General features: G+C 71.8%; 13 protein-coding genes. 10 read left to right on the top strand and 3 right to left on the bottom strand.

Going from position 1 to position 13,257, the window contains the following annotated elements:
* The first annotated feature begins 128 nt into the window (after positions 1-128).
* The 3 genes from ABZV42_RS24595 (at position 129) to ABZV42_RS24585 (ending at position 3,383) form a co-directional block, all read left to right on the top strand.
* Positions 129-977 carry a GNAT family N-acetyltransferase gene (locus tag ABZV42_RS24595; protein WP_356053590.1) on the top strand — a complete coding sequence of 283 codons (849 nt, stop codon included), beginning with the start codon at positions 129-131 and terminating at the stop codon, positions 975-977.
* Between the two features lie 61 nt (positions 978-1,038).
* A complete protein-coding gene (locus tag ABZV42_RS24590; protein ID WP_355989101.1) occupies positions 1,039-1,608 on the top strand; it encodes a GNAT family N-acetyltransferase in 570 nt (189 codons plus the stop codon).
* A gap of 83 nt (positions 1,609-1,691) precedes the next feature.
* On the top strand, positions 1,692-3,383 hold the full coding sequence (locus tag ABZV42_RS24585; protein ID WP_355989099.1) for a proline--tRNA ligase: 1,692 nt from the start codon (positions 1,692-1,694) through the stop codon (positions 3,381-3,383).
* A gap of 191 nt (positions 3,384-3,574) precedes the next feature.
* Here ABZV42_RS24585 and ABZV42_RS24580 read toward each other — a convergent pair whose 3' ends face one another.
* Genes ABZV42_RS24580 through ABZV42_RS24570 form a run of 3 tightly spaced genes read right to left on the bottom strand, consistent with a single transcriptional unit; the run spans position 3,575 to position 5,631 of the window.
* The gene (locus tag ABZV42_RS24580) at positions 3,575-4,504 is read right to left on the bottom strand and encodes an aminoglycoside phosphotransferase family protein (protein WP_355989117.1); all 930 of its coding nucleotides are present in this window, start codon (positions 4,502-4,504) and stop codon (positions 3,575-3,577) included.
* A 39-nt stretch (positions 4,505-4,543) separates the two neighbouring features.
* Positions 4,544-5,017, bottom strand: a complete 474-nt coding sequence (locus ABZV42_RS24575) for a ferritin-like domain-containing protein (protein WP_355989097.1) — start codon at positions 5,015-5,017, stop codon at positions 4,544-4,546.
* The gene (locus ABZV42_RS24570; protein ID WP_356053589.1) at positions 5,014-5,631 is read right to left on the bottom strand and encodes a hypothetical protein; all 618 of its coding nucleotides are present in this window, start codon (positions 5,629-5,631) and stop codon (positions 5,014-5,016) included. The genes ABZV42_RS24575 and ABZV42_RS24570 overlap by 4 nt, the downstream gene beginning before the upstream one ends.
* A 251-nt stretch (positions 5,632-5,882) precedes the next feature.
* Here ABZV42_RS24570 and rimP point away from each other — a divergent pair, with 251 nt between their 5' ends.
* From rimP to truB, 7 genes are all read left to right on the top strand, one after another.
* A complete protein-coding gene (rimP, locus tag ABZV42_RS24565) occupies positions 5,883-6,380 on the top strand; it encodes a ribosome maturation factor RimP (protein ID WP_356053588.1) in 498 nt (165 codons plus the stop codon).
* Between the two features lie 2 nt (positions 6,381-6,382).
* The gene (gene nusA / locus ABZV42_RS24560; RefSeq protein WP_355765230.1) at positions 6,383-7,381 is read left to right on the top strand and encodes a transcription termination factor NusA; all 999 of its coding nucleotides are present in this window, start codon (positions 6,383-6,385) and stop codon (positions 7,379-7,381) included.
* A gap of 138 nt (positions 7,382-7,519) precedes the next feature.
* A complete protein-coding gene (locus ABZV42_RS24555; protein ID WP_356053587.1) occupies positions 7,520-7,798 on the top strand; it encodes a YlxR family protein in 279 nt (92 codons plus the stop codon).
* A gap of 147 nt (positions 7,799-7,945) precedes the next feature.
* Positions 7,946-11,104, top strand: a complete 3,159-nt coding sequence (gene infB, locus ABZV42_RS24550) for a translation initiation factor IF-2 (protein ID WP_356053586.1) — start codon at positions 7,946-7,948, stop codon at positions 11,102-11,104.
* Positions 11,105-11,385: 281 nt separating this feature from the next.
* A complete protein-coding gene (locus ABZV42_RS24545) occupies positions 11,386-11,679 on the top strand; it encodes a DUF503 domain-containing protein (RefSeq protein WP_355989084.1) in 294 nt (97 codons plus the stop codon).
* A 43-nt stretch (positions 11,680-11,722) separates the two neighbouring features.
* Complete coding sequence (gene rbfA, locus ABZV42_RS24540; RefSeq protein ID WP_356053585.1) at positions 11,723-12,190, top strand: 30S ribosome-binding factor RbfA; 468 nt, start codon at positions 11,723-11,725, stop codon at positions 12,188-12,190.
* The gene (truB, locus tag ABZV42_RS24535; RefSeq protein ID WP_355989078.1) at positions 12,187-13,092 is read left to right on the top strand and encodes a tRNA pseudouridine(55) synthase TruB; all 906 of its coding nucleotides are present in this window, start codon (positions 12,187-12,189) and stop codon (positions 13,090-13,092) included. Before rbfA ends, truB begins: the two co-directional genes overlap by 4 nt.
* Positions 13,093-13,257: the final 165 nt, after the last annotated feature.

The following is a 13,257-nucleotide window of genomic DNA, read 5'->3' as shown; positions in this document are numbered from 1 at the left end:
CGGCCCCGGCCGGGGCCGGACTCCCGCGGCCGGGCGTGGGGCCGCTCCTCCGGAGCGAGGGGCGGCGCGGCACAACCTCGCCAGGTACAGTGCGGAGATCAGCAGATCCCAGGGTGAGGCCCCCGCACGTGTTGACCCAGACCACCACCAGGGTCCTCGAACCGAGTGACCTCGACGCCGCGCTCGCCGTCCTCGGCCGTGAGCCGGTGACCAACGCCTTCGTCACCTCCCGCGTACAGGTCGCCGGGCTCGACCCGTGGAGGCTCGGCGGCGAGATGTGGGGCTGGTACGAGGACGGCATGCTCCAGTCCCTCTGTTACGCGGGCGCCAACCTCGTCCCGATCTGCGCCACCCAGCGCGCCGTGCGGGGCTTCGCCGACCGGGCCCGCAGAAGCGGTCGCCGCTGCTCCTCGATCGTCGGGCCCGCCGAGGCCACCGCCCAGCTGTGGCGGCTGCTCGAACCGAGCTGGGGCCCCGCCCGCGAGATCCGCGCCCACCAGCCGCTGATGGTGACCGACCGGCTGCCCGCCGGCATCGCCCCGGATCCCTACGTCCGCCGCATCCGCAAGGACGAGCTGGCAAGCATCATGCCGGCCTGCGTCGCCATGTTCACCGAGGAGGTCGGCGTCTCTCCGATGGCCGGCGACGGCGGTCTGCTCTACCAGGCCCGGGTGGCCGAACTCGTCGGCTCCGGCCGCTCCTTCGCGCGCCTCGACCCGGACGGCAACGTCGTCTTCAAGGCGGAGATCGGCGCCGCGACCGCCGAGGCCTGCCAGGTCCAAGGGGTGTGGGTGGCTCCCGAGTACCGCGGCCGCGGGCTGGCGGCCCCAGGCATGGCGGCCGTGCTGCGCTACGCCCTCGCCGATGTCGCCCCGGTCGTCAGCCTCTACGTCAACGACTTCAACACGGCGGCGCGGGCGACGTACCGGCGCGTGGGGTTCCAGGAGACCGGGGCGTTCATGAGCGTCCTGTTCTGACGTCCGGCACGGGCCCGTCGGCACCTCACGCGTCACACGTTCCGCCAGGTAGTCTCCCGGCATGCTGCGCTTCCCCGGTCACGGCCACCGCCAGTCCGACGACGTGGTCATCGGCCCGCTGGATCTCGCCGCGCGCGTCGACGAGGCGCTCGCCGTGCAGGCGCTCGCCTTCGGGCTGGGCGCCGACGAGATCGCCGTACGACGCCAGATCGTGCTGCGCCACCTCACTTATCCGGGAGCCCACGCGCTCGGCGCCACCACCGTCGACGGACGGCTCGTCGGCTTCGTCTACGGCATGCCCAACGACCGCGGGCACTGGTGGTCCACCGTCGTCGAACCGTATCTGCGCGGCCGGGGCCACGACGGCTGGCTCGACGACTCCTTCGTGATCACCGAACTGCATGTCCACCCCCGGTTCCAGAACCGGGGCGTCGGCCGCACCCTGATCACCTCGATCACGGACACGGCGGCCGAACCCCGCTCGATCCTCTCCGCGATCGACATCGACAGCCCGGCCCGCGGCCTGTACCGCTCCCTCGGCTACGAGGACCTCGCCCGGCAGGTCCTGTTCCCCAGCGCACCCAAGCCCTACGCCGTGATGGGTGCCCCGCTGCCCCTGCGACACCGGTAGGTCCCGTCCCAATGGATTTCCGGGGACGGCCGCTGCCCGGCTAACCTCCAGACATCACCCTTACGCAGCAGGAGTCGAGAACCATGGCCCAGGTCCAGCGCATGTCCCGTTTGATGGTCAAGACATTGCGTGACGACCCGGCGGACGCCGAGACGCTCAACCACAAACTGCTCGTCCGCGCCGGCTACGTACGCCGCAACGCCGCGGGCATCTGGACCTGGCTGCCGCTCGGCAAGAAGGTCCTCGACAACATCTCCCGCGTGGTCCGTGAGGAGATGGACGCGATCGGCGCCCAGGAGGTGCTCCTCCCGGCCCTGCTGCCCAAGGAGCCCTACGAGGCCTCGGCCCGCTGGGAGGAGTACGGCGACCTCCTCTTCCGCCTCAGGGACCGCAAGGGCGCCGAGTACCTGCTCGGCCCCACGCACGAGGAGATCTTCACGCTGATCGTGAAGGACCAGGTGGCCTCGTACAAGGACCTGCCGGTCATGCTCTACCAGATCCAGACGAAGTACCGCGACGAGGCCCGCCCGCGCTCCGGCGTGCTGCGCGGCCGTGAGTTCCAGATGAAGGACTCGTACTCCTTCGACATCACGGACGAGGGCCTCGCCGAGTCGTACCGCCTGCACCGCGAGGCCTACCAGAAGATCTTCGCGCGCCTCGGTCTCGACTACCGCATCGTGTCCGCCGTCTCCGGCGCCATGGGCGGCTCGGCCTCCGAGGAGTTCCTCGCGCCCGCCGCCGCCGGTGAGGACACCTTCGTGGACTGCCCGGCCTGCGACTACGCCGCCAACACGGAGGCCGTGACGTTCAAGCTCACGCCCGTCTCCGCGGAGCACGGCCCGGTCGAGGAGCTGGACACCCCCGACACCCCGACCATCGAGACGCTCGCCGGGCACCTCGGCGTGCCCGCCTCCGCGACCCTGAAGAACCTGCTGGTCAAGATCGACGGCGAGATCGTTGCCGTGGGTGTCCCCGGCGACCGCGAGGTCGACCTCGGCAAGCTGGGCGAGCACCTTGCCCCGGCCGTCGTCGAGCTCGTCACGGCCGAGGACTTCGAGGGCCGCGAGGACCTCGTGCGCGGTTACGTGGGCCCGCAGGGCCTGGAGAAGGTCCGCTACATCGCCGACCCGCGCGTCGCACCCGGCACGGCCTGGATCACCGGCGCCAACAAGATCAACACGCACGCGAAGAACGTCGTCGCCGGCCGCGACTTCGAGATCGACGACTACCTCGACGTCGTCGTCGTGCAGGAGGGCGACCCCTGCCCGAGCTGCGGCAACGGCCTCAAGCTGGACCGCGCCATCGAGATCGGCCACATCTTCCAGCTCGGCCGCAAGTACGCCGACACCTTCGGCCTCGACGTCCTCGGCCAGCAGGGCAAGCCGGTCCGCGTGACCATGGGCTCTTACGGCATCGGCGTCTCCCGCGCGGTGGCCGCGCTGGCCGAGCAGTCAGCCGACGACAAGGGCCTGTGCTGGCCCAAGGAGATCGCTCCCGCCGACGTGCACGTGGTCGCCGCGGGCAAGGCCCTCCAGACCGAGCTGGCGCTCGACGTGTCCGAGAAGCTCGGCGCCGTGGGCGTCCGCGTCCTGGTCGACGACCGCGCGGGCGTCTCCCCGGGCGTGAAGTTCACCGACGCGGAGCTCATCGGCGTCCCGACGATCCTGGTCGCGGGCCGCCGCTCGGCCGAGGGCGTCGTGGAGCTGAAGGACCGCCGTACCGGCGAGCGCGAGGAACTGACCGTCGAAGAGGCGATCGCCCGCCTGACGGCATAACCCGTTCATCCGTCGGCGCCCCGTGCCTCCTGTCCGGAGACACGGGGCGCCGACGTGTCGTCCGCCGTGAGCCGCGCCGACACGGTCCGGTCAATAGCCGGCCGAGGTCGCCTCCGTGCGAGGGAATGCTTGAACTCCCCTCGGAGAAAGGGGAGTCGGTAAGCGGGGGCGTCCGCACACCCGGCCGGCGGTCAGAGCCAGCCGGCGAACTCCAGGAGCAGTTCGGCGTCCTGGGGGCGGCCGACGCGGCCCGCCCGGACGCCCGACTCGACGGCGCGGAACAGGGTCCAGCCGCGCAGCCGTTCCTGGTCCACGTCCAGGGACTCGGCGAGCCGCTTGATCCGCCGCCGGGTGATCGAAGGTCCCGAGGGCGACGCGATGAGGTCCTCCACCCGGTCGCGGACCAGCCGGGCCAGGTCGAACGCGCACTCGCCGACCACCGGGTCGGGACCCACGGCCAGCCAGGGCGCGCGCTCGGCGGCGAGCACCTTGCTCTGCCGGAACGTGCCGTGCAGCAGCCGTGCCTCCGGCGGCGCGGCGAGCAGTTCGTCGCGGGCGGCGAGGGCCGCGTCGACCAGATCCCGGACCCCGGCTCCGGCCTCGCCCGCAGCCGTGGCCCGCATGGCCTCGGCCTGCCGCCCGGTCCGCTCCGCCACCGTCTCGAAGACGGGGTCCGCGGGCGGCTCGACCCACAGCCGCCGCAACGTCCCCGCCGCCTCCAGCAGGGCCTTCGCCTCGGGCAGGGACCGCACGGACACGTCCGGGTGCAGCCGCTCGAGGAGCAGGACGCCGTCGGTGCCCGAGCCGTCGTCGAGCAGCCGGACCGCCCCGAGGCCGTCCCAGTGGGCGAGCGCGGCCCGCTCGCTCCCGGGACGCGCCCGCTCGGGGGCCAGTTTCAGCACGGCGGGAGCGCCGTCGGCCCGGCGCACCAGCACGACCAGACTGCTGCGCCCGCCCGGCGCCTGTACCCGCTCCACGGTCAACTCGCGCAGCGCGACGGCCCGTCGGGCGAGCTCGGGCAGGCTCTCCAGCCACTCGTCGGCCTCGTCGGCGCCCTCCGGCCCGCTCCGGCGGGTCTCGCCGAGCGCCCGGAGAAGGCGCTGCGGCGGTTCGAAGGCCATGCGCGAGTCCATGCGCGAGATGTTCCCTTCCAGGTCGCGTTACGTCGGTGAGGGCGCCGTGGCGGACGGGGCGCCCGCCCGCTCGGCGAGCCCAGGGAAGGCTACGCTCTCGCCGCTCCAGCGCACCGCGCGCACCGCGGCCTCGCGCAGCGCGCCGGCCGCCGTGCGCCGCAGGTCGCCCGTGGCGGCGCGGACGAGGTCGGAGTAAACGTCGGCGACCCGCTCCTCCAGCTCGGCCGCGAACCGTATGGCGGCGGCGGTGTCCGTCACCGGGAACGGCAGCATGTAGGCGGCCGAGGCGGCCTCGGGCGAGCCGCCCATGTCCTTCACCGCCCGGGCCAGTTCGTCGCGTCGTGCCCGGTGGGCGTCGTACGCCGACCGGGCGTCCGGCTGCCGGGCCGCGCCGATCCGGGCGCCCACGACGCCGTAGCCGTAGACGGCCGCGTGTTCGGCGCCCAGCGCGGCCTGGAGGGCCTTGAGCTCCGCTTCCTCGGTCTTGTTCCGCTTGCTCACTTCGCCGCCTTCGTCAGCAGGAACGCGTGGGCCGCTCCGGCCGCCGCCACGGAGGCGAGCAGCCGGGCGAGCTCGCCGGGGACGTTCACCAGGGCCTGGGTCCGGTCGTCCGCGAGGGCCAGTTCGGCGGCGGCGAGCTCGGCGAGCGCGTCCTTGGGCCGGGCCGCCGCACCGGGGGAGGCACCGGCCGAGGCCGAGGCCGAACCCGAGGCGGACGCCGACCCGGACGCCGAGGCCGACGAGGACGCGGACGGAGACTCGGTCGGGGACGCCTTCCCCGATCCGGAAGCGGACCCCGACGGCGACGCCGTGGCCCCCGCGCTCCCGCCCCCGAACGCTGTCGCGTGCCGCAGGACCTCCGCCCGCAGCGGGCCGAGCCGCTCCGCCAGCTGCGGATGCGCGGCGATCACGGAGGTGTACCGGTCGGAGAGGGTCATGCTGTCGCGGGCCGCACGCGTGCGCGCCCGGTCCGCGGCCGAGGGGCTGCCGCCCGTCGTGTCGCCGGACGGCTCGGGAGCGGAACAGCCCGCGAGCGCGAAGGCACCCGCGGCGGCCGCGAGCAGGGTCCTTCGGCGCGGACCCGACAGGGTGCGCGACGGCAGAGGGAACGACACGGCAGACGTCCTCGGAGGGCTCGTACGAATGTATGGGCGAACTGCCCGTGATCACGGTACCCGCGCAACGGCCGATCACGGCCCAGCGGCTCTCCTCCAACTGTCTCCGGCCCCGTTCGACGCAGTCCCGCCGGGGTCCGTCCGGGCGGGCGCACCCGCCCGGTGGACGGCAACACCCCCCGCGACCGGATACCCTTTGAGCTGACACGCGACCAACCCACAACAGCACACGCGGCCGAGGAGTCACCCGGATGAGCACGACCCAGAGCGAGAGGCTTCGAGAACTCCTGGATCCGCTCGTGACCTCCCAGGGACTCGATCTCGAAGAGATCGAAGTGGAGTCGGTAGGCCGCAAGCGTGTGCTGCGCGTCGTCGTCGACTCGGACGAGGGCGCCGACCTGGACGCGATCGCCGATGTGAGCCGCGTGCTCTCGGCGAAGCTCGACGAGACCGATGCGATGGGTTCGGGTGAGTACACCCTCGAGGTCGGAACCCCCGGTGCCGAGCGCGAGCTCAAGGAGCACCGCCACTACGTACGCGCCACCGACCGGCTGGTGAAGTTCCAGCTGGCGGAGGACGGCGAACTGCTCGCCAGGATCCTGCTGGTCGAGGACGACGGTCTCGATGTCGAGGTGCCGGGCGTGAAGGGGCGCAAGCCCAGCGCCAGGCGGCTCGCCTTCGGGGACATCGTCAAGGCCCGCGTCCAGGTCGAGTTCAGCCGCAAGGACAAGAAGGAAGAGGAGGCGTAGCCGTGGACATCGACATGAGTGCCCTGCGGGGTCTGGTGCGGGAGAAGGAGATCTCCTTCGACCTGCTGGTCGAGGCGATCGAGTCGGCCCTCCTCATCGCCTACCACCGCACCGAGGGAAGCCGCCGGCGCGCGCGCGTGAAACTCGACCGGGAGACCGGCCATGTGACCGTGTGGGCGAAGGAGGACCCCGAGGACCTGGAGGAGGGGCAGGAGGCCCGCGAGTTCGACGACACCCCCTCGGGGTTCGGCCGGATCGCGGCGACCACCGCCAAGCAGGTCATCCTGCAGCGCCTGCGGGACGCCGAGGACGACGCGACCCTCGGCGAGTACGCGGGCCGTGAGGGCGACATCGTCACCGGTGTGGTCCAGCAGGGCCGCGACCCGAAGAACGTGCTGGTCGACATCGGCAAGCTGGAGGCCATCCTGCCGGTGCAGGAGCAGGTCCCCGGCGAGAACTACGAGCACGGCCTGCGCCTGCGCTCGTACGTCGTACGGGTGGCCAAGGGTGTCCGCGGTCCGTCCGTGACCCTCTCCCGTACGCACCCCAACCTGGTGAAGAAGCTCTTCGCGCTGGAGGTGCCGGAGATCGCCGACGGTTCCGTCGAGATCGCCGCCATCGCGCGTGAGGCCGGTCACCGTACGAAGATCGCCGTCCGGTCCAACCGCAGCGGCCTGAACGCCAAGGGCGCCTGCATCGGCCCCATGGGCGGCCGGGTGCGCAACGTCATGGCCGAGCTGAACGGCGAGAAGATCGACATCGTCGACTGGTCGGACGACCCCGCCGACATGGTGGCGAACGCGCTCTCCCCGGCCCGGGTCTCCAAGGTCGAGGTCGTCGACCTCGCGGCCCGCTCGGCGCGCGTGACGGTCCCCGACTACCAGCTGTCGCTGGCGATCGGCAAGGAGGGCCAGAACGCCCGCCTCGCCGCCCGCCTCACCGGCTGGCGGATCGACATCCGTCCGGACACCGAGCAGCCCGCCGAGCAGCGCGGCGAGTAGCGGGGTCCGGCGGTGCGGCGAGCGGCTCGGGGAATAGAGCGGGAATAGATCCGAGCCGCGGATCGCTTACATCACGACAACAACCGTTCGATTCATGCCCCAAAGGGGTGAGGTCGGTACGGGGAGGTAGACTTAAGAGTGTCTGGCCGGACGCGAGCCCGCGCATGCCCTGAACGCACCTGTGTGGGGTGCCGGGAGCGAGCGGCCAAGAGAGACTTGCTGCGCATCGTGGCGGTCGAGGGTGAATGTGCCCCCGATCATCGCGGTACGCTGCCCGGCCGGGGTGCGTACGTGCATCCCGTTCTGGTCTGTCTCGATCTGGCGGTCCGCCGCCGGGCGATCCCGCGGGCGCTGCGCGCTCCGGGACAGCTCGACACCACGGTGTTGCGCCTTCACGTCGAGCAGGCAACACCGTAAGAAGCGTCGCACGGGGCCCCCGTGCGGCTCTGTATTCCGCGAGTTGGAAGTAGGTCGAGATTGCGATGAGCACTCGATGAGCACGCGATGAGTACGCCCATGAAGTAGCGACGGTCCGGACGCAGACCCGGACCTAAAAGGAGCGAAGTGGCTAAGGTCCGGGTATACGAACTCGCCAAGGAGTTCGGTGTAGAGAGCAAGGTCGTCATGGCCAAGCTCCAGGAACTCGGTGAATTCGTCCGTTCGGCGTCCTCGACGATCGAGGCCCCCGTCGTACGCAAGCTGACAGATGCCCTCCAGCAGGGCAACGGTGGCGGCAAGCCCGCCCCGCGCAAGGCTGCCCCGGCCAAGCCGGGCGCCCCCTCTCCGGCGCAGGCTGCCCGTCCGGCCGCCCCGCGCCCGCCGGCCCCGAAGTCGGCCGAGACGCCCGCGGCTTCGGCCCCGGTCACTCCGGCTGCCCCGGGCCCGCGCCCGACTCCCGGCCCCAAGCCGGCCCCGAAGCCCGCTCCGGCGGCTCCGGCTCCGGTCGCGGCAGAGTTCACCGCGCCCCCGTCGGCTCCGGCCGCTCCGGCGGCCTCCTCGGCGGCTCCCGCCGCGGGTCCCCGTCCGGGCGCCCCGCGTCCCGCCGGGCAGCAGGCTCCGCGTCCCGGTGCCCGTCCCGCCGGTGGTCCCGGCCAGGGTGGCCAGGGCCGTGGTGACCGTCCCGAGCGTGGTGACCGTCCCGAGCGCGGCGACCGTCAGGGCGCTCCGCGTCCCGCCGGCCAGGCCCCGCGTCCGGGCGCCCGTCCGGCCGGTCCCCGTCCGGGCAACAACCCGTTCACCTCTGGTGGCTCCACCGGCATGGCGCGCCCGCAGGCGCCCCGTCCCGGCGGCGCCCCGCGTCCCGGTGGCGCCGCCGGTGCCCCCGGCGGCCCGCGTCCGCAGGGCGCAGGCGGCCAGGACCGTGCTCCCCGTCCGCAGGGCGGTCCCGGCGGCGCTCCGCGTCCGCAGGGCGGTCCGGGCGGTGCCCGTCCCGCTCCGGGCGGCATGCCCCGTCCGCAGGCCCCGCGTCCCGGTGGCGGTCCGGGCGGTAACCGTCCGAACCCCGGCATGATGCCTCAGCGTCCGGCCGCGGGCAGCCCCCGTCCCGGTGGCGGCCCCGGTGGCCGTGGTCCCGGTGCCGGCGGCGGTCGTCCCGGTGGCGGCGGCGGTCGTCCGGGTGGCGGCGGCTTCGCCGGTCGTCCGGCCGGTCCCGGTGGCGGCGGCGGTTTCGCCGGTCGTCCGGCGGGTCCCGGTGGCGGTGGCGGCGGTTTCGCCGGTCGTCCCGGTGGTCCCGGTGGTGGCGGCGGCGGTCGTCCCGGCTTCGGCGGTCGTCCGGGTGGTCCCGGTGGCCGTGGTGGCACACAGGGTGCGTTCGGCCGTCCCGGCGGTCCGGCGCGTCGTGGTCGCAAGTCGAAGCGGCAGAGGCGCCAGGAGTACGAGGCCATGCAGGCCCCGTCCGTCGGCGGCGTGATGCTGCCTCGCGGCAACGGACAGTCCGTCCGCCTGTCGCGCGGTGCGTCCCTCACCGACTTCGCCGAGAAGATCGGCGCCAACCCGGCGTCGCTCGTCGGCGTGATGATGAACCTCGGCGAGATGGTCACTGCCACGCAGTCCGTCTCCGACGAGACGCTGAAGCTCCTCGCGGACGAGATGAACTTCGTCCTCGAGATCGTCAGCCCCGAGGAGGAGGACCGCGAGCTGCTCGAGTCCTTCGACATCGAGTTCGGCGAGGACGAGGGCGACGAGGACGACCTGGTGGTCCGTCCGCCGGTCGTGACCGTCATGGGTCACGTCGACCACGGTAAGACCCGCCTTCTCGACACCATCCGCAAGACGAACGTCGTCGCGGGCGAGGCCGGCGGTATCACCCAGCACATCGGTGCGTACCAGGTGGCCACCGAGGTCAACGGTGAAGAGCGCAGGATCACCTTCATCGACACCCCGGGTCACGAGGCGTTCACCGCCATGCGTGCCCGTGGTGCCAAGTCGACCGACATCGCGATCCTCGTGGTGGCGGCCAACGACGGTGTGATGCCCCAGACGATCGAGGCGCTGAACCACGCCAAGGCGGCCGACGTGCCGATCGTGGTCGCGGTCAACAAGATCGACGTCGAGGGCGCGGACCCGACCAAGGTGCGCGGTCAGCTCACCGAGTTCGGTCTGGTGGCCGAGGAGTACGGCGGCGACACGATGTTCGTCGACATCTCCGCCAAGCAGGGCCTCAACATCGAGAGCCTGCTGGAGGCCGTGGTCCTGACCGCGGACGCCTCGCTCGACCTGCGGGCCAACCCGGAGCAGGACGCGCAGGGTATTGCGATCGAGTCCCACCTCGACCGCGGCCGCGGTGCCGTTTCGACGGTCCTGGTCCAGCGTGGCACGCTGCGCATCGGCGACACCATGGTGGTCGGCGACGCGTACGGCCGTGTCCGGGCGATGCTCGACGACAACGGCAACAACGTCGAGGAAGCGGGTCCGTCGACCCCCGTCCTGGTCCTGGGTCTCACCAACGTCCCGGGTGCCGGCGACAACTTCCTGGTTGTCGACGAGGACCGTACGGCGCGTCAGATCGCCGAGAAGCGCGCGGCGCGTGAGCGCAACGCCAACTTCGCCCGCCGGGGTGTCCGGTTCTCCCTGGAGAACCTGGACGAGGCCCTCAAGGCCGGTCTGGTGCAGGAACTCAACCTCATCATCAAGGGCGACGCGTCCGGTTCGGTGGAGGCTCTCGAGTCCTCGCTGCTCCAGCTCGACGTCGGCGAAGAGGTCGACATCCGTGTCCTGCACCGCGGTGTGGGTGCGGTCACCGAGTCCGACATCAACCTGGCGACCGGCTCCGACGCCATCGTCATCGGCTTCAACGTCCGCGCTGCGGGCCGCGCGGCGCAGATGGCGGAGCGCGAGGGCGTCGACGTCCGGTACTACTCGGTGATCTACCAGGCCATCGAGGAGATCGAGGCGGCCCTCAAGGGCATGCTCAAGCCGGAGTACGAGGAGGTCGAGCTCGGCACGGCGGAGATCCGCGAGGTCTTCAAGTCGTCCAAGCTGGGCAACATCGCCGGTGTCCTGGTCCGTTCGGGCGAGGTCAAGCGCAACACCAAGGCGCGCCTCATCCGCGACGGCAAGGTCATCGCGGAGAGCCTCAACATCTCCGGGCTGCGTCGCTTCAAGGACGATGTCACCGAGATCCGCGAAGGGTTCGAGGGCGGTATCAACCTCGGCAACTTCAACGACATCAAGGTCGACGACGTCATCGCGACGTACGAGATGCGCGAGAAGCCGCGCTCGTAAAGCGGTTCCCAGGCTGGCCGGCGGTGAGCAGTCACCGCCGGCCGGCCTGGCTTTTGCGAGAACACGCGATTCCCCGCGTCCCTCTCCGGGGCGCGGGGAATCGCGTGACCGGCCCCGGGCCGGCCCCACGGCCGGGCACCCCGTCGGGTCACCCGTCCGGCGTAGGACCCGGGCCCGGAAACCCCGTCGAGCGAGCCGGCGGTTCGTTGTACGGTTCTGATGTCCCTGCCAAGTGCCTTGGCAGGCCGTCTACCCCGTACCGGCGGGACATCCGGTTACACATGTATGTGGGGACGCTGTCCTTCGATCTGCTCCTCGGCGACGTTCACTCGCTCAAGGAGAAACGCTCTCTCGTCCGGCCGATCGTCGCCGAACTCCAGCGGAAGTACGCGGTGAGTGCCGCCGAGACGGGCAACCAGGACCTTCACCGCAGGGCCGAGATCGGCCTGGCGGTGGTCTCCGGGGACACCACGCATCTGGCCGACGTACTGGATCGGTGCGAACGGCTGGTCGCGGCCCGACCGGAGGTGGAACTGCTGTCGGTACGACGCAGGCTCCACAGCGACGAAGACTGACGAAGACCGACGTAACACGCAAGGCGAAGAAGGAGACGGACCAGTGGCCGACAACGCGCGGGCGAAGAGGCTGGCGGACCTCATCCGAGAGGTGGTGGCCAAGAAGATGCAGCGCGGGATCAAGGACCCGCGGCTCGGCACGCACGTCACCATCACGGACACCCGGGTCACCGGGGACCTCCGGGAGGCCACCGTCTTCTACACGGTGTACGGGGACGACGAACAGCGCGCCGAGGCGGCCGCAGGCCTGGAGAGCGCCAAGGGCGTCCTCCGCTCGGCCGTCGGCGCGGCGGCGGGCGTGAAGTTCACGCCGACGCTGACGTTCGTCGCGGACGCCCTGCCGGACACCGCCAAGACGATCGAGGACCTCCTCGACAAGGCACGGGCCTCGGACGCGGCGGTGCGCGAGGTCTCGGCCGGCGCGGCCTTCGCGGGTGACGCGGACCCGTACAAGAAGCCGGGCGAGGACGACGAGAACGACGAGAACGACGAGGGCGACGCGGCTAAATGACGCAGAAGCCCAACACGCCCGACGGGCTTGTCATTGTCGACAAGCCGTCGGGCTTCACCTCGCACGACGTGGTCGCCAAGATGCGCGGCATCGCCCGGACCCGCCGGGTCGGCCACGCCGGCACCCTCGACCCCATGGCGACGGGTGTGCTCGTCCTCGGCGTCGAGAAGGCCACCAAGCTCCTCGGGCACCTCGCGCTCACCGAGAAGGAGTACCTCGGTACGATCCGGCTCGGCCAGAACACGCTGACCGACGACGCCGAGGGCGACATCATCACCTCGACGGACGCCTCCGGTGTGAAGCGCGACGCGATCGACGCCGGGGTCGCCAAGCTGACCGGCGCCATCATGCAGGTGCCGTCCAAGGTCAGCGCCATCAAGATCAACGGCGTGCGCTCGTACAAGAGGGCCCGCGAGGGCGAGGACTTCGAGATCCCGGCCCGCCCGGTGACCATCTCGTCGTTCGCGGTGTACGACATCCGTGACGCGGTCGCCGAGGACGGCACCCCGGTGCTCGACCTGGTCGTGTCCGTCGTCTGCTCGTCCGGGACGTACATCCGGGCGATCGCCCGCGACCTCGGCTCGGACCTGGGCGTCGGCGGTCACCTCACCGCCCTGCGCCGCACCCGCGTCGGCCCGTACAAGCTGGACTCCGCGCGCACCCTCGACCAGCTCCAGGAGGAGCTGACGGTGATGCCGATCGCGGAGGCGGCCGCGGCCGCGTTCCCGCGCTGGGACGTGGACTCCAAGCGGGCCCGGCTGCTGCTCAACGGCGTCCGGCTGGAGATGCCCGACGAGTACGCGGGCAAGGGCACCGTCGCGGTCTTCGACCCCGACGGGCAGTTCCTCGCGCTGGTCGAGGAGCAGAAGGGCAAGGCCAAGAGCCTGGCGGTCTTCGCCTGAGCGTCGCGCGCCCCTTCAGGGCGCGGGGCCGGGCGGACACCCCGCCCGTGGAGCGGCGGTCACGGGGTCTCGTGCCCGCCGCTCAACGGTCCCCCCTCGGTTCCCCCACCCAAGGTGTATCCATCCGACCTGCCGTATTCACCCCATCGGGCGGGCGCTCGGAGT

Source organism: Streptomyces sp. NPDC005281 (genome assembly GCF_040607495.1).
Lineage (GTDB): Bacteria > Actinomycetota > Actinomycetes > Streptomycetales > Streptomycetaceae > Streptomyces.
Note: the sequence above shows the minus strand (reverse complement) of the source record. Positions and strands in the feature narration are given on the sequence as shown.

What these genes read in the sequence shown, in the direction of transcription:
- ABZV42_RS24590 (WP_355989101.1), top strand. Translation starts at nt 1,039, where the DNA reads ATGCTGCGCTTCCCCGGTCACGGCCACCGCCAGTCCGACGACGTGGTC.
- ABZV42_RS24585 (WP_355989099.1), top strand. Translation starts at nt 1,692, where the DNA reads ATGGCCCAGGTCCAGCGCATGTCCCGTTTGATGGTCAAGACATTGCGT.
- ABZV42_RS24580 (WP_355989117.1), bottom strand. Translation starts at nt 4,504, where the DNA reads ATGGCCTTCGAACCGCCGCAGCGCCTTCTCCGGGCGCTCGGCGAGACC.
- rimP (WP_356053588.1), top strand. Translation starts at nt 5,883, where the DNA reads ATGAGCACGACCCAGAGCGAGAGGCTTCGAGAACTCCTGGATCCGCTC.
- ABZV42_RS24545 (WP_355989084.1), top strand. Translation starts at nt 11,386, where the DNA reads ATGTATGTGGGGACGCTGTCCTTCGATCTGCTCCTCGGCGACGTTCAC.
- truB (WP_355989078.1), top strand. Translation starts at nt 12,187, where the DNA reads ATGACGCAGAAGCCCAACACGCCCGACGGGCTTGTCATTGTCGACAAG.